This is a genomic window from Rhodovulum sp. HP10 (assembly GCF_047553435.1).
Taxonomy (GTDB): Bacteria; Pseudomonadota; Alphaproteobacteria; order Rhodobacterales; family Rhodobacteraceae; genus Rhodovulum.
In genome coordinates this window covers 3,345,067-3,363,615 of the sequence record NZ_CP180201.1, presented here as the reverse complement: position 1 = coordinate 3,363,615, position 18,549 = coordinate 3,345,067, and the positions used below count along the sequence as shown (strand labels likewise).

19 protein-coding genes and 5 pseudogenes are annotated in these 18,549 nt (G+C 63.7%); 8 read left to right on the top strand and 16 right to left on the bottom strand.

The window, feature by feature from the left end; all coding sequences use genetic code 11:
• Nucleotides 1–387: 387 nt before the first annotated feature.
• Complete coding sequence (locus ACK8CO_RS15790) at nt 388–2,118, bottom strand: hypothetical protein (protein ID WP_414897241.1); 1,731 nt, start codon at nt 2,116–2,118, stop codon at nt 388–390.
• 767 nt (nt 2,119–2,885) lie between these two features.
• Here ACK8CO_RS15790 and ACK8CO_RS15785 point away from each other — a divergent pair.
• Both ACK8CO_RS15785 and ACK8CO_RS15780 read left to right on the top strand, forming a co-directional pair.
• A pseudogene (locus tag ACK8CO_RS15785) lies at nt 2,886–3,232 on the top strand (IS21 family transposase); the annotation flags it as partial.
• Nucleotides 3,233–3,260: 28 nt separating this feature from the next.
• Nucleotides 3,261–3,403: pseudogene (locus ACK8CO_RS15780) on the top strand (ATP-binding protein); the annotation flags it as partial.
• 299 nt (nt 3,404–3,702) lie between these two features.
• Here the strand turns inward: ACK8CO_RS15780 and ACK8CO_RS15775 are convergent.
• From ACK8CO_RS15775 to ACK8CO_RS15730, 10 genes are all read right to left on the bottom strand, one after another.
• On the bottom strand, nt 3,703–4,626 hold the full coding sequence (locus ACK8CO_RS15775) for a transglutaminase family protein (RefSeq protein WP_414897240.1): 924 nt from the start codon (nt 4,624–4,626) through the stop codon (nt 3,703–3,705).
• A gap of 48 nt (nt 4,627–4,674) precedes the next feature.
• On the bottom strand, nt 4,675–4,884 hold the full coding sequence (locus tag ACK8CO_RS15770; protein ID WP_155774051.1) for a hypothetical protein: 210 nt from the start codon (nt 4,882–4,884) through the stop codon (nt 4,675–4,677).
• Complete coding sequence (locus tag ACK8CO_RS15765) at nt 4,884–5,417, bottom strand: hypothetical protein (protein ID WP_414897239.1); 534 nt, start codon at nt 5,415–5,417, stop codon at nt 4,884–4,886. The genes ACK8CO_RS15770 and ACK8CO_RS15765 overlap by 1 nt, the downstream gene beginning before the upstream one ends.
• 76 nt (nt 5,418–5,493) lie before the next feature.
• Complete coding sequence (locus ACK8CO_RS15760) at nt 5,494–5,631, bottom strand: hypothetical protein (RefSeq protein WP_414897238.1); 138 nt, start codon at nt 5,629–5,631, stop codon at nt 5,494–5,496.
• A 132-nt stretch (nt 5,632–5,763) separates the two neighbouring features.
• A complete protein-coding gene (locus ACK8CO_RS15755) occupies nt 5,764–6,570 on the bottom strand; it encodes a transglutaminase-like domain-containing protein (protein ID WP_414897237.1) in 807 nt (268 codons plus the stop codon).
• A 31-nt stretch (nt 6,571–6,601) separates the two neighbouring features.
• On the bottom strand, nt 6,602–7,342 hold the full coding sequence (locus ACK8CO_RS15750; protein ID WP_414897236.1) for a hypothetical protein: 741 nt from the start codon (nt 7,340–7,342) through the stop codon (nt 6,602–6,604).
• Nucleotides 7,343–7,584: 242 nt separating this feature from the next.
• Nucleotides 7,585–8,064: a hypothetical protein gene (locus ACK8CO_RS15745; RefSeq protein ID WP_414897235.1), complete on the bottom strand. Its 480-nt coding sequence runs from the start codon at nt 8,062–8,064 to the stop codon at nt 7,585–7,587.
• Nucleotides 8,065–8,389: 325 nt separating this feature from the next.
• Nucleotides 8,390–8,878 (bottom strand): phosphate-starvation-inducible PsiE family protein, encoded by a 489-nt coding sequence (locus tag ACK8CO_RS15740; RefSeq protein ID WP_414897234.1) that lies wholly within the window; start codon nt 8,876–8,878, stop codon nt 8,390–8,392.
• Between the two features lie 70 nt (nt 8,879–8,948).
• A complete protein-coding gene (locus tag ACK8CO_RS15735; RefSeq protein ID WP_414897233.1) occupies nt 8,949–9,293 on the bottom strand; it encodes a hypothetical protein in 345 nt (114 codons plus the stop codon).
• On the bottom strand, nt 9,290–9,607 hold the full coding sequence (locus tag ACK8CO_RS15730; protein WP_414897232.1) for a hypothetical protein: 318 nt from the start codon (nt 9,605–9,607) through the stop codon (nt 9,290–9,292). The genes ACK8CO_RS15735 and ACK8CO_RS15730 overlap by 4 nt, the downstream gene beginning before the upstream one ends.
• Before the next feature lie 279 nt (nt 9,608–9,886).
• Between ACK8CO_RS15730 and ACK8CO_RS15725 the strand changes: the two genes are divergently transcribed.
• The 3 genes from ACK8CO_RS15725 (at nt 9,887) to ACK8CO_RS15715 (ending at nt 11,122) form a co-directional block, all read left to right on the top strand.
• Nucleotides 9,887–10,312 carry a hypothetical protein gene (locus ACK8CO_RS15725; protein ID WP_414897231.1) on the top strand — a complete coding sequence of 142 codons (426 nt, stop codon included), beginning with the start codon at nt 9,887–9,889 and terminating at the stop codon, nt 10,310–10,312.
• Entirely contained in the window at nt 10,309–10,722 is a 414-nt protein-coding gene (locus ACK8CO_RS15720; RefSeq protein ID WP_231119114.1) for a hypothetical protein, read from the top strand. Before ACK8CO_RS15725 ends, ACK8CO_RS15720 begins: the two co-directional genes overlap by 4 nt.
• Before the next feature lie 211 nt (nt 10,723–10,933).
• Complete coding sequence (locus ACK8CO_RS15715) at nt 10,934–11,122, top strand: hypothetical protein (protein WP_414897230.1); 189 nt, start codon at nt 10,934–10,936, stop codon at nt 11,120–11,122.
• Nucleotides 11,123–11,180: 58 nt separating this feature from the next.
• On the opposite strand, the gene ACK8CO_RS15710 is transcribed toward ACK8CO_RS15715, so the two are convergent.
• A complete protein-coding gene (locus tag ACK8CO_RS15710) occupies nt 11,181–11,915 on the bottom strand; it encodes a Crp/Fnr family transcriptional regulator (protein WP_414897229.1) in 735 nt (244 codons plus the stop codon).
• Nucleotides 11,916–12,065: 150 nt separating this feature from the next.
• On the opposite strand from ACK8CO_RS15710, the gene ACK8CO_RS15705 reads away from it, so the two are divergent.
• On the top strand, nt 12,066–12,302 hold the full coding sequence (locus ACK8CO_RS15705; RefSeq protein WP_080616982.1) for a hypothetical protein: 237 nt from the start codon (nt 12,066–12,068) through the stop codon (nt 12,300–12,302).
• A gap of 78 nt (nt 12,303–12,380) precedes the next feature.
• Nucleotides 12,381–12,846: pseudogene (locus ACK8CO_RS15700) on the top strand (transposase); the annotation flags it as partial.
• A gap of 10 nt (nt 12,847–12,856) precedes the next feature.
• Here the strand turns inward: ACK8CO_RS15700 and ACK8CO_RS15695 are convergent.
• Nucleotides 12,857–13,977: pseudogene (locus ACK8CO_RS15695) on the bottom strand (integrase core domain-containing protein).
• 182 nt (nt 13,978–14,159) lie between these two features.
• On the opposite strand from ACK8CO_RS15695, the gene ACK8CO_RS15690 reads away from it, so the two are divergent.
• Nucleotides 14,160–14,873 carry a hypothetical protein gene (locus tag ACK8CO_RS15690; RefSeq protein WP_414897228.1) on the top strand — a complete coding sequence of 238 codons (714 nt, stop codon included), beginning with the start codon at nt 14,160–14,162 and terminating at the stop codon, nt 14,871–14,873.
• A gap of 267 nt (nt 14,874–15,140) precedes the next feature.
• Here the strand turns inward: ACK8CO_RS15690 and ACK8CO_RS15685 are convergent.
• From ACK8CO_RS15685 to ACK8CO_RS15675, 3 genes and pseudogenes are all read right to left on the bottom strand, one after another.
• Nucleotides 15,141–15,919 (bottom strand): annotated as a pseudogene (locus ACK8CO_RS15685) (plasmid partitioning protein RepB C-terminal domain-containing protein).
• A gap of 138 nt (nt 15,920–16,057) precedes the next feature.
• Nucleotides 16,058–16,966, bottom strand: a complete 909-nt coding sequence (locus ACK8CO_RS15680; RefSeq protein WP_414897227.1) for a plasmid partitioning protein RepB C-terminal domain-containing protein — start codon at nt 16,964–16,966, stop codon at nt 16,058–16,060.
• The gene (locus ACK8CO_RS15675) at nt 16,966–18,537 is read right to left on the bottom strand and encodes a recombinase family protein (RefSeq protein ID WP_080616986.1); all 1,572 of its coding nucleotides are present in this window, start codon (nt 18,535–18,537) and stop codon (nt 16,966–16,968) included. The genes ACK8CO_RS15680 and ACK8CO_RS15675 overlap by 1 nt, the downstream gene beginning before the upstream one ends.
• Nucleotides 18,538–18,549: the final 12 nt, after the last annotated feature.

Sequence of the window (18,549 nt, the reverse complement as noted above, 5' to 3'; positions counted from 1 at the left end):
TCGTCATTCTTGATTGCCACCTGGCCCTCCATTTGTCCCGACCCGATGCACCCTGCACGTGCAGCATGGCAGAAACATGCCGGAAGAACCCGATGCTTGCGCAGAAACTGGAGCATCTGCCAATGGCGGCAATTCCTCCGACCGAACCACAGGCAGGTTTCCGGTGCTTGCCATACACCGGATACGCAGGACTCTGCCATAGCGGGAGATTAATAGGCAAACAATTGCCGAGTTCAATGCGCCGCAGCGCCGCTGGAACGCGGCATGCAGCCTCCTTGCCTCACCAGGGACGGGGCTCACGGACGACGCCGACATGTGTCGGCGCATCGGTCGCGCTCTGGCCCACAGGACTCAGGGCGTAAAGCCCGGGGCTTTACGGCTCAGGGCTCAGGGCGCGATCGGCCCCGCAACCGCGATCTGGCGCAGGATCTCGGCCTCGAGGGCGGGCGCGTAGCCGCGGCTCCGGACGAAGGCCGCCGCCCCGGCACCAAGCTCGGCCACCCCTGCGAGCCGCCCCGGCTCGGTCCATGCGACAAGCCCCGTCACCGGCTCGGGCGGCGCGACCGGGTCGCGGGCCGCCGCAAGACCGACCAGCAGCCGCTCGACCGGCGAGCCCGACGGATCGAGCGGACGCACCGCCTCCCGGGCCGCGACCGCATCCGCCCCCATCAGCGCATGGAAGGCCGGCGCGACATGAAACCAGCCCGGCGGATCCGGCTCGAGCCGCAGCGCCTGCGCCACCAGCGCCAGCCCCTCTGTCCAGCGCCCCTCGAAGGCGGCGATGCGCGAGCCGATCAGCGCAAGGCTCGGCGGGTGGTGCGGATACAGCTCGAGCAGCCGCGCCGCATGGCTGCGGAAGCTTTCCGGATCGTGCGCCGGCCCCTCGATCGCGAGCATCGCCGCCGCCTGCAGCGTCATCAGACCGCGCGGCGCAAGCCGCATCGCCTGCGCGCTGGCCCCCGCCGCATCGGACCAGGCCGCGGCAACCGCGTCGGGACCAGGCCTCAGATTGCGCCCGAACCGCGCCTCGTCGAGATGCACGAGCGCCAGCGCCGCCCAGGCCTCGCCAAGCCCCGGATGGCGGTCGACGAGCCGGCCGAGGCATGCTCCCAGTTCGGCATGGGCCGGGCCCCCGGGCCTGACCAGATAGCGGTGAATCCCCATCAGGCAGGAGAGTTCCGGCAAACCGACACCGCCATAGCCGGACGCGGGCGGCGAGGCCTGTTCGGGCGCCCTGTGATGCGCCGCGCCGAGCCGCCGGAGGATCTGGCCGACAGCGTCACGCCGGGCCGCCTGCACCGCCTCGGCGCTGTCGCCGACACGCTGGAACGTGGTCCAGACCGTGCGCCGCTGGGGAAAGGAAATCAGCTCGAACTGGGCCAGCAGGGCGTCGCTGCGCCACATCAGGCGCCCCCTGAGCAGATAATCGGCGGTTTCCGCCGCCCGCTCCGCATCGGACGGGGCACTGACCGCGATCCAGGAACGAGCGGCGAGATCGGTTGCGATCTCGGCCCCGAGGCCGAAGGCAAGATCCTCCAGCCCGCTCAGTTGTCCCTCGGCCCGCATCGGCAGCACCGCCACCCGCAACACGCGATAGGGCGCCTCTTCGATGGGCCGCGCGGCGGCCGCGATGATCTCGTCCCGGTCGTGCCGGAGATGCGCCCGCCAGAGAACCGGCAGGATCAGCAGCAGCACGAGCCCCGCAAGAAGCACCCCCCGCCACAGCCCGGGCGATGGCGGCGGCCCCGCCTCGCCGGGTCCGGGGCGCAGGGTCGGACGGCAGCTGCCTTTGGGAATTTCGATCACCGGCAGTTCGGGATCGGCCAGGGCGTAGAACCGGGCCAGCGCCTCGCGCAGCCGGCCGATCTCGCTCCGCACGAGACCTGCGCGGCCGGGCTCGGCCCCCGGGTCGCGATCGAAGACCTCGACCGCGATGGCATGCGGCTTGATTTCGTCGCCATGACCGGAAAGCTCGCGGTCGACGAGGTATTCCAGCAGTCTGGCACGGCGAGGACTGCGCCCCAGCACCCCGGCGGCGCGGATCGCGGCAACCGCTTCGAGCACCGCTTCATGGCATGGGGGCACCACGGCGCCGCCGTTCGGGGAACGGTGTGTCATGGCTTGCGATCCGGGGCAGCTAGGGGAAGAAACGTCACGGCCACTCGTCCAACAAACGAGGCGCACCCAGGTTACGCCCCGGCCTGTCCTGCGGGCGAGGGGAGGCCAGCGCCGGACGAACCTCTGGCAGATAAGCACAGGAATCGCCTCGCGACAAAGCCTCCAGCCGACCCGCGCGCCGGATGAGCGGAACAAGGCGCAAAGCGCCCCTCCCATCGGCATCCAACGGCCGAAGCGCAAGCCGTGACGATGCCGCAGATCCGTGACGAACGCGGCAACCGCCCCGGCGCGCCCCGCCCCGCACTGTACCGAGCCAGCCGGTCCGCACGGCACCCTTGCGCTGCATCCCCGCACCGGCCGTGCTGCCGGGCGGTCCTGGCCGAGAGATGGCATGGCGACGTCGACCGGCCCGCGCGCGATAGCCCCCGAAGATGCTGTTGGGCGCCTGGGAGGACCGACATATCCGGCCGGGACTGCATCGCGCGACATCGGAGAACGACCCGGCCGGAGAGTCTGGCGACCTGGCACGATCCGGCGAAGAGAGGCCTTCAATGGCATCGCCCCAGACGGCGCGGCGAGTGCGTTTCAGGGCCCATTGTTTTCAGGAAGCCGCCAATATCCAGTCGTCGCAAGGACGTGTCCGGACCGGACCGCATCAAGCTTCCTGGGACGCTCAAGACTGCATGTTCTGCCTCCGGACCTTGCGGACACCATAGATCCGCCAGTTTTCGGCAGATGCGTTTCGACATGATCTGTGAAGCTGGTCTGACCGGGTTGGCCGCGGAAAAGAACGCCAGGTGAACATGCGCTTCCCGGCTATGGTATAAACCACTACGTGTTCGAGCCGGAGTTCTGCACTCCAGCGGCAGGCTGGGAAAAGGGTCAGGTCGAAAAGAACGTCCAGGACGACCAACCGCGCTTGTGGCAATCGATGCCGAACGTCGCCGACCTTGGTGCGCTGAACGCATGACTGGAACGGCGCTGCATGGAGTTCTGGCGCGAAATCCCCCATGCCACCCTCGCGGATGCCTGGGGCTCGGAGCAAGCGGCGCTCATGCAGTTGTCACCCGCCTTCGACGGCTTTGTCGAGCAGAGCAAGCGCATGTCACCGACCTGACTGATAAGCTTCGAGCGCAATCGCTACCGGGAAGACCCACGTTGCAACCGCGCCCGGCATCCATGCCATCGAGCATCGTCGCCGGAAGGTGCGCTTCTTCTCGGCCATCGAACTCGTCAACGCTCTCGAGCAGGAGAAGGCAAGGGAAAAGCCGGACACATCGCGGAGAAACGGCTCTTCTTCATCAGAAGCTCCTCGTTCATCTTGCCGAGAAAATTCTACCTGCGCATCCCCTTAACCTTGGGGAGGATCATCGCGTCACCTGGCCCTGGGGGCGGCGCTCCGCCTCCTCCCCTACAACCCTCGAAAACAACGGAAAAATCCGGCCTCGGCCGGATCGGGAGAGCGCCTTCGGTGGGGAAAGTGGCGAAGGAAATGGGCCCGATGCCGAACCTTATCCAGCCATTAAGGCATTGTTATTAAAATGCTTAAACCAGAAGCCGCAAGCCTGCCCCACCGAAGCGCCATCAGACAAGCGCGATGTCCGCCCCGCCTCTCGGGGCCAGGAGCGAGTTGTCTTGAGCGGGAGCACTCTCCACTCTTACGAGTACCTCCATCGAGAGCAAATCGACGTTCGTTCCGATAAAGTTGCCTGCCACCGGGGTGACCTGTGCGATGTTTCGAGCCACGGCAAGTGGTATCAGGTTCCGGGACCCGAAGCTCCGGTTCGTGGGATCGAAGGCAATCCATCCGGCACCCGGGACGAATATCTCGACCCAGGCATGGGTGGACCCGGAACCCGCAGACCCAAGGAGGCATTCTTCCGCATCGGACAGATAGCCGGATACGATGCGGGAACCGAGTCCGAGCGTGCGCGCGGCTTCGGCGAGCAGGACCGCAAGATCACGGCACGAGCCCCACCGCCGGTCGAGCGTCTCGATCGGTGACTGGGTGCCTTCAGTGTCACGGCTCTGGTAGGAAATCTGGGTGAACACACCGTTGCTGATGTCCTTCAGCAGAGACAGGGTGTCGGTCGGACGCGCCATGACAAAGTCCTCGACCCATCGGGAAAGCCGCCCGTCTGGGTCGCAGTATTGTGGTACTGTCAATGCCCCCAGATCCGTCCACTCATCTGCGGCGTAGACAAAGGGATACTGGGCGGCCGAGGCAGCAATGGCAAAGACCGGCCACGCTGGCGCGGTGAGTTCCACGGTGGCGCGGCTCTCGATCACCAGATGATCTGTCAGGCCGTCAAAGACGGCGGTGGCGACGGCGTTGCCGGCCACATCATGCGCCCAGGTTACCGTTGCCGTCGGAGAAATGGAGAGGACATGCGCAAGTAGTCGCAGTTCCCGCGTTTCTCGAGGACGCACCATCAACCTGTGCGGTCCGAGAGAGACCGCGTTACGGTATCGGTAGGTTGTGGTGTGAACGATGTCCAGACAGGCCACAATTGTGTTCCAGTACGGTTCGAGGAAGACGGCGCGCGTCTGTGGGGATCAACGGCGGCGAGATGCGCCCGGGCCAGCGGCCACGGCGTTCCGCCAGGCATTCAACCCCTTGCAGCGCCGGCAAATCCGTTCTCCGAAGCCTTCGCTCCAGAACGACGTTTCGCATCGCAGGCATCGGCGTTCTTGCGCGACATCGCCCAAAGCCTTCGCGGTCTTGATGTCCGGAACAGCAGCTTCGGCAATGGCCTTGTCCGCCATCACGTTTGCTCCGCGGCCAGACCGGTGCGCAAGGGCGGCGGCGTGTCCGGTCGCGCAGGCATGCCTTCGTTTTCGGCGGCCCGGATCGACTCTTCGTCCCGCGCTCTTCTGGCGGTCGTCTTCGAAGACGGCGCGCCCAGGTTCGGATCAGACGTCCCAGACCCGGAATAGCGATGTCGCAGATGTGCCTCGGAAACCCCGTCGGCCTTCATCAATAGCTGTACCATCGGATCAGCCAGCATTTCTTCAAGGAAGAAGTCGGCCAACTCCCTTCTCGTCAGCTTGTCCCTGGCGCGTGCTTGATCGAGGTCGGCAAGGGAAACGGTCAGAGTCCGCGCAAGTCCCGGATGAGATATCCGGGGATGAAGTTTCACCAGGACGGAGGCCTTCCAGGTTGCGGGATCCCGTTGATCAGGGGGCGAAGCCATCTCGGTTTCGATCTCATACTCTCCCGCCGGGAGCGTCTCGTCAAAGCCCGGAACGGTGAAGGGCCGGGAAAAAACCGCAATGGTCTTGCACGTCAGATCTTCCATCGGCGCGTTCCCTTCCCTTGTTGCTGTGGATGGTCCGCGCCCCTCACTGGAATGAGGCGCGTAACCTGTGTCGGTCTCAAGATGTCTTGGACTTCGCGGCTGCTTCCTTGCCAGCGGCCTTGGGCTCGGTCTCCTTGGCGGGGGGCGTCGCTGTCTTCGCCGGCTTCGGCTTTAACGCGGCCGCAGCCCTTGCGGTCAGATCCTTGAAGGACATGTCATCGATCCTTTGATTGGCCGACGCCAACTCCTCGTCCATGTCGGACCGGGATGCCTGGCACCAGTACTAACCATATGGGGATTGCCGACCCGATTTACGATGGCGCATCTAAAAGAAAGCCAAGGTCAGTCAGGTCAATTCATCCGTCCAGACGTTGAATTCCACCAAAGTGTTCTGGCCGAATGTCTGGGTCAAAGGGACATCCGCGGCATCGCGACCGCGCGCGATCAGGATTCTCGCAAACCTCGGCTTGTTGTTCCGCGGGTCGAACATGTGCCATTCTCCGTCAAGGAATACCTCCATCCACGCGGCAAAATCCCCTGGCGGATGAGGCAGAGGTTCACCGATGTCGCTCAGATATCCGGTACAGTAGCGGGCCGGAATGTTCATGCAACGACACAGCGCGATGGCGAGATGGGCAAAGTCGCGGCATACGCCCTGTCGCTCGGCGAGGGTCTGCGATGCGGTACGCGTCGCCTTCGCCTGCATATAGTCGAAGCGGACATGTCCATGCACGAAATCGCAGATCGCCTGGACGCGTGACCATCCGGGATCCGCGGCCTCGAAAAGGCGCCACGCCTCCTCCGACAGAAGGTCGGTGTCGCAATACCGGCTGCCCTGAAGAAACACGAGCGCCTCGAAAGGAAGATCCTGAACCGCGTGCTGCCGCGCACCGGCAATGGAGGGATCAGGCTGGCCCGTGTCGCGAAAGATGCCATCCGTCGACAGGCAGAAGTCGCCCGCCGGAGCCACGAGACGCGTGCACCAGTTGCCGAAACCGTCACGGTAACTTTCAAGCGGCACGCTCGGCGAGGTCACGAGATAGTCGGCACGCTCCAGATCGCCGAAGCGCGAGTAGTGAACGTTCAGCATCGCAATCAGCGGCGTCGGTTGCGGGAAGCTGTATCGCAGCCGGCACCCGATACTGACGCGCATGCCAGACGCGCCACGACGAGAAACATCCGCATTACCGTCCAAGGATGCACATCCCGTCAGAGAGCCGGAAGCCTCGATTGCAGCTCCACCGGTTGCCGGATCGGTCGAGATAGGCGTTCTCTGGCAGATCGATGGCGACGCAGGCGCCATTCAGCAGCTCGTATCCGCGCTCGCAGCTCCATCCCAGTCCATAGGATGCCTCGTCCAGATAGGCATTCGATGGCACGACAACGGCGTCGCATCGGTTGTCGATCTTGACGAAGCCTCTCTCACAAGCCCAGGCGGCGCCGTAGTCTGCGTTGGTCAGATAAGCGTTCTCTGGCACGGCAATCGGCGAACATGTCCCTGCAACAGCCTCATAGCCACGATCACAGGTCCATCCGGCCCCCGAGTGATCGTCCGTCAGGTAGGCATGCTCGGGAAGAACGATGGGCACGCATGTCTCGTCCTCCTGCCGGAACCCGCGTTCGCATTGCCAATCGTAACCGGAAGACCGGAGGAAGGCATTGGCGGGCACCGGGATGCGATTGCAGGATATCCCGTTTACCTCTTCATACCCACGGTCGCACTCCCACCCCGTCCCGTAGGAGCGCCCGGTTGGATAGGCATGCTCGGGGATGTTGAGAGCCAGGCATTCAGCGGCCTCTACCCGGTAACCGAGGTCGCACACCCATCCGCCGCCATAGCTGCGCGGATGGGCGTTCTCCGGCATTGGGCCGGTGCCATCCTGCGCAAGCACGGGGAAGGCGAAGGAGGCGATCACACCGGCCATGACGGCCGTCCTCGCGATCAGCCTCGCCAAGGGATTTCTCATCGCAACTTGCTCCCTGGCGGACCAGAGTCCGCCGGTTGCCTCATGAGCCCTCGATAGGCCAAGCGTGAGCGTTCCTGTCAGCCGTCGAGTGGGCGCGGCCGGTAGCGGGGAGACCCTGGAATTCGATCTCGTTGGCATGCCTTCGTTCTCGGTCACATGGATCGAGAAGTCCGTCGGGACTGTCGGGCGGGTGCTGCCGGTCATCGGAGGGACAGCTTGAGCAAGGCCGCAGCCGCAAGGGCATTTTCCTTCTGATGGTAGTCGCCGCGAAACTTGCCATCGACTTGCACCTCCCAGATGCCGTTTCTTTCGCGTACCTGAACCCCACCGCTCTGCGCCGGCCGGTTCATGGAAGAATCCTTTGCTCCTCTGCTTTTCGGCGGCACGGTTTTCACGTTGGTCATTTCCGGCTCCTTCGCGTCAAGCGTGCGCGCCTCTCCGAGAAGCATCACGGCGCGAATGAATTCTTCCGCGTACTCGTCGGTCCCACGGTGGTCGTGTTCGCGCTGCGTCAATTTCATCGGCTCTACGAACCGTTCTCGCAGGTGGTCGGCGAAACGCGGCTCGGTACGGGCCATGTAGGCGATCAGAGCCTGCAGAATCCGTTCATGGGCCAGCACGCGCCGTTCGAGATCGGTCGTCTCTGCTGCCGTCTTGGTAAGATATTCCACTGATGTCATGGCGTATCGTCCTTCACGCTGCGTGATGCGACGCTGGATGTCGAGTACTCGGGCGTCGGCGGGCCAGCTCTCGCCTCATCGCGATCCAGGTCTTGCCATCCACCTACCAGTCAGGCGGACATCGGGTGCTGACGCAGGTTAAGGGAACGGAAATAAAGTGGGCGTGTCTTGCTCGGAAGCGGAAAGAAGCCGGCCTTGGCAGTCCAAGTGTCATTAAGGTGCCTCGGCCATGACTATGGCCGTCAGCCTTCATTGGAGAATAGGTGTTCATTACCAAAACCAGAGCCTACCCAAAGGAACTGCGCAGGACCTTGCCTGGGCGTAATCATGCTGCCTGCTTGCCGATCGCCCAGATGATTACGAGCGCGGACAATGACAGGAGGAGAATGGCGGCCGCCTCGATCAGTATGTTTTCCGGGGCCATTTCCTTGCCCTGCAGGACGACCAGCCGTCCGACCGCAGTGATCGCAATAAAAATTGGATACACGAAAACGGAATTGCGTTTGGCGTAATACACCGCAACCATTCCGATCACTTCAAGATAGAGAAACATCAGCAGAATATCGGCCAGCAGGATTGTGCCAAGGCGATAGATGGCCACGATTTCGAAGGCGACGGCGACGGCGACGGCGACGGCGACGGCGACGGCGACGGCGAGGAGGGTCATGGCCACGATCACAACCAGCAACAGACGCTCGATGAAGTGGAACAGACCCAGGGCAAACAGCCTTTCGCCACGCCCTGCCCCGTCGTCTTCCTTCAGGGGCACCGCCCTGTCGACCGCTGCCGCTCCCGCTTGATGCGCTCTATTCATGATTGCGGCCCTTGGTCACGAAGCTATCGGCCCAAATCGACATGCGCGGGGAACGTCCTGCGCCCTGCCCTCACAGATCCAGTTCCTTCAGGCAGGCTTCCGCAATGTCTCGGTTGGGGGCATCGGTTCCCGGCATTGTCGCCCAGCCGGCCGTCATGAGCGCGTCGCGCCGCTGATAGGTCGAGGCCACCTTGATCGTTGCCATCTTTTCCGCCCGCGCCGGATCCGACCGCGCCATGTCGAGGCAAACCGGCACCATGGAAGCGACGACATCGTCTTCGGACATCGCCATCGCCCTCTCGTTTGCGGTTCCGCCGGTCACCCAGCCGCCCCACGTGAATCCGACGACACCGACGCAGACCGCGCCGATCAGCGCGCCATAAATGCCGGGTTTGAGCCATTCGGGAGTATTCATGTTCTGTCCTCCTGCGGGGAAAGCGCCGCATCGCTGTAGCCCTTCTTGGCCTCGGTCGCGGTCTGATCCCGGCTCAGCGCCTCTTTCAGGTCGCTGTCGGAAATCGCCCGTAACTCTGTACGTCCCGCATGACCGCCCCTTCCGCGCACCTTCAGGTAGGTCGCCGTCCGGCGATACGCCTCCAAGCTGAGCCCCTGGAGAAGCTCCTCTTCGACAAGAACCTCGTAGTCGCCCGCGGGCAAATCTCCCGGGTGTCCCGGCAACGTGAACGGGTTCGAAAATGTCACCGTCGATCTGGTCGACCGCATGTTCATCTCTGGTCTCCGCGATGTTGGCAGATCCGTCGCTCACCACGGGTGACGGCCCCTTGGAGTGCGGGACGGACCATTCGAACGATAGCGTGCCTTGTACCTCGGGATCGTCCGACCGGCGCTGACGCATGTTAGCCTTGGGCGCAAAACCCGTTGCGGCCTTCCCTTGGGGGGGGGGCAGTCGCCAGCACTGACCTGTGCAAGGGCGGCGTGACCGACCTGCGCGTATCCTTTGGGAAACAGGGATGATCTGCGTTCCTGCAACTCTTGAAAGGATTGGCGATGGCCGCCCCCAATGTTCTCGACCCGCACCCGCCCGAGTTCGATCGGTTTCTCCATGCATCCGTCGGCGAGGACCGGAACGGCTTTGCCGTGACCGTGCTCTCCGCGCTTGCGCGACTTGGCCTCGATCCATGGAAGGAAACAGCTGAACTGGTCACGCTGGGGCGCGACGCCGCGCGGGCGCGATTGGGGACACTGCTTGCTCGTTTTCGGGACGTTCCTGCGCTCGCCAGCGATCACGGCAGGATCGCACGAGACCTGAGCCAGCTGCTCCCCGAAGGACCGACGTCAGGTGCCCTGCAGCACGCTGCCTCCACAGTGGCCGGCGGCCGCCCGGGAACAAGCGGAGCGATCTGGGTGGTGCTGGCGATCGTCTTTGCTCTGTTTCAGATGTTCATGATTGGCGGGTCGGGGGCAGGCGAATGACCGTCTCAACCGCGACCGCAAGGACACCGCCCCATGCCGCACACAAGTCCGGCACGCTATCGCCGCGCGAACAGAGCGTTCTGTGGGACATGGAGGAGCACTTCTGGACCAGTGGCGCCGACAACGCGCGGGCAACGACTGCGACCAACGCCGTCATGGTCTTCCCCTATCCGCCCGGCATCCTCCAGGGTGACCAGATCTGGACCCACCTTCGTGAAAGGACTGGCTGGCGCTCCGTCGTCATGGCCGAACGGCGCGTAATGCGGTGTCATGACATCGCCATTCTCACCTATCGCGTCTCGTCGGAGAAGGCCGATGTGCCGATCTACAAGGCCCTCTGTGCCTCTACCTACCTCAACGATGACGAAAGATGGCTGAGGATTTCCCACCAGCAAACTGTTGTGACTTGAGAAGCGCAGAGGCATACGACCTGCCGCAGGCGCCGGGACTAATCTGCGTAAGTGCGGTGTCGCGCAGACGCCTTTAGGTTAGACCTGCCCGCCGAATACTTGGTGGTGCATTTTTCCGAGTACCCGAGAAGCGTGTGGGCGTATCGTTCCCCAAAAGATCGGCATGTCGGCACGCTTCTTATTCTCGGATAGTCCAGAAAGGATAATTCCAATGGCACCCGAACAGATCAAGACCGCCGACAAGATGAAATCCGTGAAGGCCGCCTGCGTGAACGCCCCTGCCGGATCCAAGAAGGATACGGCGATGAGGCCTTACCATGCAGCCGAGAAGGCACATACGGCAAAGAACGAAGCCGAGACCGACAAGGAACTCGATGCGGCGACCAACGCCCTCGCGTAACCTCCGGCGTCTGACGTGAACACGGGGCCGCCTGCCGAGCAAAGGAGGGCGGCCCCTCTCACTTCAGGAGCGGCCCGGTCTGGTCCAGATATGCCGGATCGAACTCGGCAAGTTCCACCAGCCCGCCATGGTCGTGAAACGTCACGCGGCCGTCCCGAAAGGTGACCAGTCCGCTCTCGCGGAGCTGCCGCAGGACGCGGTTCACATGAACCGCGCTCAGCCCCAGCGTATCGGCGAGGTGGAACTGCGTCAGCGGGCAGTCGAAACCTTCCCTGCTGCCGATGCCGACCAGCGCAAGCCTCGATCCCAGCTCCAGCAGGAAATGCGCCATGCGGGCCTCCGCATCGCGCCGGCCGATCCCGACGAGATGTTCCACCACCATCGCCTCGTCCCTTGACGCCGCCCAGAGGATGGCGGTCGCAAGGCGCGGCGTCCGCGCGAAGGCATCGAGAAGGTCGCTCGCCAGCACTTCGGCGGCCTCGATGTTGACGATGGGTTCGAAGCTGTGGTCCGACGTGCGCAGCAGGACGCTGCGCAATCCCAGAAAATCCCCCGGCACCTGGAAATCGACGATCTGGCGCGTTCCGTCAGGTTGAAGCTTGTAGGAACAGACCCAACCGTCTGAGAGGATATACGCGGCTTGATCGACTTGCCCCTGATGCACCATGTCGCGTCCCGGAACAAAGAAGCGGCGACGCTGATGCAGACTTTCAAGTATGGCCAGCTCGACATCAGACAAGGCGACAAAGGCCGAAAGCTTGCGGGTCAGGGGGCTGTGTTCAACTGATGTCACGGGGCCTCGCGTCGTGTCGTGACCGAATAGCGGAAATCGGCCCGGACACTGCTCTGGATCAGCCCAGCATAGGCAATTTCCTGCGAGAAGTACGGATGTATCTGAAACTCGTGTTCCACGGGGATCACGATGCCAAGGAAGGGACGCCAGATGTCGACCGCGAGCGAACATGCAGGCCAGGCCGCCCTGTCAATCTGCGAGGCGCTCCTGCTTGCCATGAACGATCGCGGGTTGCTGCCGGAGCACGAGATCGTGGAGGTTCTTCGCGATGCCGCGGCGGCCCACGAGAATGCCGTTGGCACCGAACTCGAAATGGAAAACCACCGGGCCGTCGCCGAATTGATCAACACGATCATCGCTGGCGGAAACTCGGTTCGACGCTCGTGAACCGCTCGGGCAGCGGTGTCGATCGGAATTCTCGGAATGGAGGCCGAATAAGATTCCGGGGAATCCGGTTCGAGCCCGATGGCGAGGGCTGCGCTCCGCAAGCGCGGGTCTCTGATGGTCTGGCTGGACAAGGAGATGGCGTGGCACGCGCCGCATGAGGGCCGTGCAGGACGCCCGCCGGTCTTCCCGGATGCGGCACAATCCAGTTCTGCCTGTCGATCAAGGTGCTGTTCAAGCTGCCGCTCAGGCAGACCGCCGGGATGGTCGCGAGCCTCCTGCGCCTGGCCGGGCTTGATCGACCGGTTCCGGACTGCTCGACGCCATCCCGGAGGTAGAAGACCCTGCAGCTGCAAATCCCATATCGCCGCGCCGACGGGCCGCTGAACCTGCTGGTGGACAGCACCGGGATCAAGTTCCCTGGGTGAAGAGGGACCGTGACCCCGGTGGGGCCGTGTCAGACATCCGCGCCGTCCAGTTCACACCCGGCCGGGAAGGCGACAGTCCCGTCCTGCCGGACTTGCCCGACCGGATCCCTCAGGACCAGGACTGTCCACTTAACCTTCGTGGCTAACGAATGACATTACGGTTTCGATGGGACGTCGCCCCATGTTTCGGTAACCCAGATGCGGGCGCTCGGTGTTGTAGTGGACGAGCCAGGCGTTGAGATCGGCCTGGAGGGCCTCGACAGTCTCGTGGAAGGTCTCGCGCATCTTCACGCGGAAGAACTCCTCCAGCACCGTGCCATTGAACCGCTCGACGAAGCCGTTGGTCTTCGGCGTGCGGACCTTGGTGCGGCGATGCTCTATTGCGTTGAGGTCGAGATAGAGCTCGTAGGGGTGACGCTCGGTGCCGCAGAATTCGCGGCCGCTCGCCATTGGGCTCGAACCAATGGCGCCTTCAATGGCTCGCTCGGTCAGCACCGCTTTCACCGGCAGGTCCAGGGCGCGGTAGAAGGGCAGGACGTCGTTGTGCAGGACCGCGACCGCCGCCTCGGGCTGCTTGGAAACGTGCAGGAAGCCGAGGGCGTAGCTGCCGAAGGTATCGACGACCGCGTGCAGATAGACCTTGCCGATCCCCTTCAACGAGCCGACGAAGAAGGTGTCGGCCGAGAGCAGCTCGCCGGGAGTGCCTGATTCCACGTGTCTTTCCCGGAAGCACGGGTTCTGCTTCTCGAGGAAGGCGGCTTGTTCGGCAGTGATCTCGATGGTCTGGCCCGCATGGGCTTCCTCGAGCGCCAGCCAGCGGTCGTAGCGCGTGCCCAGGCCGTCGCCAGCGGGCTCGAACCGGTGGCGCCACGCTGGCGACCGTTCAGGATCTTCTGGATGGTGATCGAGGAGACCCGCACGCCCTCGAGCGCCAGCATCGCCTCGAAGCGGTTGCAGCCATAGGCCGGATGTTCGAGCGCCAGCGCCTTGATCCGCTCGACCGTCTCCGGCGGGGTCGTTTGCGGGTGGGTCTTGTGGATCGGCGGCAGGTCCTTCAGCCCCTCGAAGCCGTGGGTCTGAAACCGACGTTTCCACTCGTAGAAGCTGGTGCGGTCCATGCCGCGCTTGCGACAGGCCTCGGCCACGTTGCCGAGTTCTTTCGCCAGTTCCAGAACGCTCATGCGGGTTTGCGCGATCTTGGTCTTCGCGTCACGAGCCTTGGGTTTCGTCGCTTTCGGTGTTCCATCCATGGCGGGGTCCTCCGTTCCCAAAATAGCATGGAAAGAAGGTTAAGTGGACACGAGAGGTCGCGTTTGCTCGTTTGGGTGGCGCTCGCGCGTCGAGCGTCCGCCGCAAGGGAATTGCCCTGATTATAGCCGCACATAAGGACCTGGCGGAGGCCGCGCCGACTGCTGACGCATTGCGCACTCGGATGGCGGACCTGCCGGCGTCTTGGCGCGAGGCGGCGCTTCGTCCGGAGATATCGACGCAATGGCGAGAACTCCAGGTCAGACAGCTGTTTCGCCTCACTCTCGAAGGTTTGTTTTTCTGGACGGTCGGCACGTTGGTGAAAGGGCCGATGACAACGCGACAGATTGCGCGTTCGTTCCTCGATGAGCTCAGCGCAGGTTCTGACCTCCCAAAATCAGCAGTAAGTTGGGTGCCCGGGACCGGGCTTGCCGGAAACCCGGTAACACTCCTGCGAGACATCCAGACTGAACTGCAAAGACGACCACGTGATCCTACGCAACTTGTTGCGGCTCTTATTCACGGCTTGGTATTCAGCTTAGCCGAGGCACCGAGAGAGGCGCATCAGTTTGAAAGCTCAGACAGGCTCCCGTTGGCGCGCGCTCGAAAAGACGCCGATTCCTGGAAACATCTGGCTCCAGGGGAATTTCTTATTCGGGTGATCGAGAACTGGATCATGGCTCAACATGCCTATTGGTCGGTCGGGAGGGGCCTTGCCGATGCAAGAACCCGTGGGAAGCAGATCATGCGTCTGCGCATCATTATGGATGAAGGCGGTTGGACATTGACCCCCGGCACGACAACTATGGGAAATCCGCCCCAGCCCACACCTGATCGGCTTGAAACGGCGGTCAGTCTCCTGACCGAGTGCCGTCGGTTTGAGGAGATCAATCCCTGACGAAGTTTCGTGGTAAGTCGACGCGGATTCACCATGTTTTGCAATGGGCCAAGTGGGCGTGCCGAAGTGGCCCCGTCTCCGACACGCCCCGAATGGAACGCGGCCGCCTGCGCGACCGCGCGGCCGGCGAAAACTCAAGCCAGCCTGGTGGGCTCCGAGCGGGTTCGCCGCCATCCCCACCGCCGCGCTCGATCCGGCCCACAGTCCGGCGTCTCCTGCGGTCCCCGCGCTTATCGGGTCCGGGTCCCCTTCATTCGCCGCGAACGGCTACCCGGCGTCGGCGGCCTCGGCCGGCGCGATCTCGGTGATGGTCTGGAACTCGCCGAGGAACTCGGGATGGTTCTGCGCCAGGTAGCGCACGACCCGGGCGTTCCCGAGCAACTTACCGACATAGCCCTTGATCACGGTCAGGTGCAGGTGATCCTGGCCGTAGGTGTCCTGGATCGAGGCGATCCCCTCCTGCAGCCGGGCCAGTTCCTGTTCCATGCGCGCCATCGCCTCGGGCGTGATGCCCTTGACCTTCTTCGGCTTGGAGGACACTCGACCAGTTGGGCCTGCGGCGTTCCTGCCAGGATCGCATTCACGTAGGCGACGGAATAGTTGTTCACGTTGAGCAGAAGCTCGGCCGCCTCGATCTGGCGCATGGTCTTCATCTTGCGCAGCGCATCGAACACGGCGTTCGTGCACGGCTTGTCTTTCAGGATCGCGACGGCTTCTTCGCAGATGCCGTCCAGAAGGCGCGCCTTGCGCCGGATGCTGCTCATGTTGAGGTCGAGGGCGAGCGCGATCTTCTCTTCAGGCACGCCGCGCTCGATCGCCTTGCGGATCATCTTGTGTTCCTGGATCGGCGCGAGGCGGCTGACCTGCCGATTGTAGGTGAAAGCCTCGTCGTCCGTGGAAACGAGACATTCCACTTCGCTCTCGCCCGCGTCCTTCAACGCCTCGATCCGCAGGTGGCCGTCCAGCAGCAACCAGGTCGCGGACTTGTCGGGGTTTCGGACGACAACGGGCGGCTCGACGATCCCGATCTGGGCGATAGAGGCCACGATCTGCCGGTACTTACGGCTCGATTTCGCGGACTTGCCGAGGGCGCGGAGCGGCAGGATCGCGTCTAAGGGGAAGGGTCACGCAGTCGTCCTCGAACCCGAGCGTGACGCTCTTCGGGGTGTCACGTGCGTCGCGCTTCATGCCGGTGCTCCGTCAGCCACGGACCGCGCGAGATCGGCGGGCATCGTCTCGAGGCCCTCCGCCCTGAGCAGGGTCATGAAATGCGCATCCGCGCAGAGCTTTCGGAAGGCCTCGCGCACGAACATCAGCCGGCTCTGGGTGAGCTCGGCCTTCTTGATCAGAAGCTTCTGGCGCGTGGCTTCCTGCTGATACGCCCGGACAAGCCCCTCGCTTGTTAGGGCACGTTTTGGAGGCTTGCGCCCGAGCGGATTGCTGTGGAGTTGCGGACCGCGCAGTTCGCGCTGCTGGATCAGGCGGCGAACGAGAGCCAGCTTCCGTCCCCGCAGCTTGTTCTGCGTGTAGGCGTCCATCAGCGCCTTCTGCGCGCCCTTCGCGTCCGTCTTGGATATCTGGATAGCCAGGTTCAGCGGAAGAACCCCGGTCTCCACGGCCGAGACCAGGCGTTCTTCGCCCTTCTCCAACAGGCCGGCGATCATGTTCACATATTCGGTCGAGACCCCGATTTTCTCCCCGATCTGGCGGTCGTTATAGCCGCGCTGGCGGAGCGCACCGATCTCGCGCATCAGGTCGATGGGGTTGTGCTGCCGGCGCGCGCAGTTCTCCACGAGGCTCATCACGAGGCAATCGCTTTCCTTGGCCTCGATCACGATGGCGGGGATGAGGCCCTGCTTGAGCTCGATGAAGGCCTCGAGGCGGCCCTGTCCGCAGACGAGGTCGTAGTCCTGCGGGTCGGTCCCCGCACGCGGCGCCACGGTGATCGGCCGCTTCAGGCCGATGCGGGCGATGTTGTCGACCATCGCCTCGAAAGTGCGACGGTTGCGGACGCGGGGATTGAGGACCCGGATCCTGTCGGTCGGGATCAGCATCACCTGCTTCTGGCTGGTCGGCTCCATGTCTTCGGGCATCACGCCACCTCCGGGTTCCTGGCCCGCGAAGCGAGCGCGTAGAAGAAATCGAGCGTATCGAACCGGTAAGCATCGAGCGCGAGCCCGTTCTGCTCGGCGAGTTTCAGTTTACTGAAGGTCATGTCGATGCTGGGAAGCACGTAATAGTCGCGCGGCGCCTCGTTCACCTCGTCCATGCGCACGGCGATGGTGATGTCCGGCACCAGGCCAGTGTCGAGGCGGATGCGCCAGCGCAGCGACCCTGCCCCCGTCGCGGTGCAGCGGGCCAGAACGATGGACACAGTGAACTCGTCGTTGACGCGCACCAGGTCGGTGTCTGGGTCCTGTACGGCCGACCCGCCGTGCCGGGTGATGCCGGCGATGATTTCGGCCACGACCTGCAGATGCGCCTGCCGCAGCGCCCGGTTCACCTCGATGTAACTGTAGTCGCGATCCGGCTCGTAGCCGATCAGCCGGTAGGCGCGCAGGAGACTGCCGAAGCGGCTGCGATAGGCGCTGGAGGATGGCAGGTCGTCCTCCTCGTCGATAATCAGGCCCGACAGCATGCCCTGTCGCTGGAGGATCGCGCGCAGCGCGTCGAGCAGTTCCTCGTCCGAGAAATGGCGGCTGCGGGCATCCACGATCTCTCGCGCACGCATGAAGAGCGCCTGATCGACGATGGCGGGATAGGCGCCCTCCGCGCGGATCCACATTTCGCGCGGGTTCACCACGCGGCGCTGCTTCAGCTTGAACGACACCTTCGCGAAGACATTGTTCCCGATGTATTTTTCGTTGGTCAGCACCTGATGCACCGTTGCCCGGGTCCACGGCCGGTCGAGATCGGTCCAGTGTCCTTCGGCGTTCAAGACATCCGCAATCTCGCGCTCCGTGCGCCCCTCGTTAACGAACATCTTGTACATGCGCTGGACGACCCGCTGTTCCTCCTCCGGTCCGGGGACCAGGATCACGCGGTCGGTCTGGAGGCTCTTCTGCTCGCCGCGCGACAGCTCGCCCTTCGGATTGCCATGCTCGTCGATCAGCACCCGCCGCAACCCGTATCCTGCCGCGCCGCCCTGGCGATAGCCCAGCTCCACGAGGCGGCATTGCCCGGCGAAGACCTTCACCGACAACTCGCGGCTGTACTCGCCGGCCATCACGCGTTTCACGGTCTTCAGGAGGTTCGAGCCGATGCTGCCGTCGTTCTCGAACTGCTCGCCGCAGTAGTGGACCCGGATGCCGGCGCGTGAGCAGACGTGCTCATGATAGGCGCCTTCGTCGGCATCCTGAAACCGGCCCCAACGGCTGACGTCGTAGACGAGGATGGCCTTGAAGTCGGCGTTGCCGGATTGAACCTCGGCCATGAGGTTCTGCAACGCCTCGCGGCCGTCGAGCCGCAGCCCGGATCGCCCGGAATCCTCGAACACGCGCAGGATCTGCAAGCCCCGCGCAGCGGCGTAGTTCCGAATGACGTCCAGCTGGTTCTCGGTGGAATACTTCTGGTGGTCTGTCGACATCCGGACGTAGGCGACAGCGGGCACGTCGGGCTCTGATGGGCTGGCGCCAGTCTCCCTGCTTGCCTCACGCCCTTGCATCTGCCCGGCGCC

What these genes read in the sequence shown, in the direction of transcription:
- ACK8CO_RS15750 (WP_414897236.1), bottom strand. Translation starts at nt 7,342, where the DNA reads ATGGCCGGTGTGATCGCCTCCTTCGCCTTCCCCGTGCTTGCGCAGGAT.
- ACK8CO_RS15730 (WP_414897232.1), bottom strand. Translation starts at nt 9,607, where the DNA reads ATGAACATGCGGTCGACCAGATCGACGGTGACATTTTCGAACCCGTTC.
- ACK8CO_RS15690 (WP_414897228.1), top strand. Translation starts at nt 14,160, where the DNA reads ATGGCGGACCTGCCGGCGTCTTGGCGCGAGGCGGCGCTTCGTCCGGAG.
- ACK8CO_RS15705 (WP_080616982.1), top strand. Translation starts at nt 12,066, where the DNA reads ATGTCGACCGCGAGCGAACATGCAGGCCAGGCCGCCCTGTCAATCTGC.
- ACK8CO_RS15720 (WP_231119114.1), top strand. Translation starts at nt 10,309, where the DNA reads ATGACCGTCTCAACCGCGACCGCAAGGACACCGCCCCATGCCGCACAC.
- ACK8CO_RS15745 (WP_414897235.1), bottom strand. Translation starts at nt 8,064, where the DNA reads ATGACATCAGTGGAATATCTTACCAAGACGGCAGCAGAGACGACCGAT.
- ACK8CO_RS15725 (WP_414897231.1), top strand. Translation starts at nt 9,887, where the DNA reads ATGGCCGCCCCCAATGTTCTCGACCCGCACCCGCCCGAGTTCGATCGG.
- ACK8CO_RS15765 (WP_414897239.1), bottom strand. Translation starts at nt 5,417, where the DNA reads ATGGAAGATCTGACGTGCAAGACCATTGCGGTTTTTTCCCGGCCCTTC.
- ACK8CO_RS15735 (WP_414897233.1), bottom strand. Translation starts at nt 9,293, where the DNA reads ATGAATACTCCCGAATGGCTCAAACCCGGCATTTATGGCGCGCTGATC.
- ACK8CO_RS15675 (WP_080616986.1), bottom strand. Translation starts at nt 18,537, where the DNA reads ATGCAAGGGCGTGAGGCAAGCAGGGAGACTGGCGCCAGCCCATCAGAG.
- ACK8CO_RS15760 (WP_414897238.1), bottom strand. Translation starts at nt 5,631, where the DNA reads ATGTCCTTCAAGGATCTGACCGCAAGGGCTGCGGCCGCGTTAAAGCCG.
- ACK8CO_RS15790 (WP_414897241.1), bottom strand. Translation starts at nt 2,118, where the DNA reads ATGACACACCGTTCCCCGAACGGCGGCGCCGTGGTGCCCCCATGCCAT.
- ACK8CO_RS15715 (WP_414897230.1), top strand. Translation starts at nt 10,934, where the DNA reads ATGGCACCCGAACAGATCAAGACCGCCGACAAGATGAAATCCGTGAAG.
- ACK8CO_RS15755 (WP_414897237.1), bottom strand. Translation starts at nt 6,570, where the DNA reads ATGCGCGTCAGTATCGGGTGCCGGCTGCGATACAGCTTCCCGCAACCG.
- ACK8CO_RS15770 (WP_155774051.1), bottom strand. Translation starts at nt 4,884, where the DNA reads ATGGCGGACAAGGCCATTGCCGAAGCTGCTGTTCCGGACATCAAGACC.
- ACK8CO_RS15740 (WP_414897234.1), bottom strand. Translation starts at nt 8,878, where the DNA reads ATGAATAGAGCGCATCAAGCGGGAGCGGCAGCGGTCGACAGGGCGGTG.
- ACK8CO_RS15680 (WP_414897227.1), bottom strand. Translation starts at nt 16,966, where the DNA reads ATGCCCGAAGACATGGAGCCGACCAGCCAGAAGCAGGTGATGCTGATC.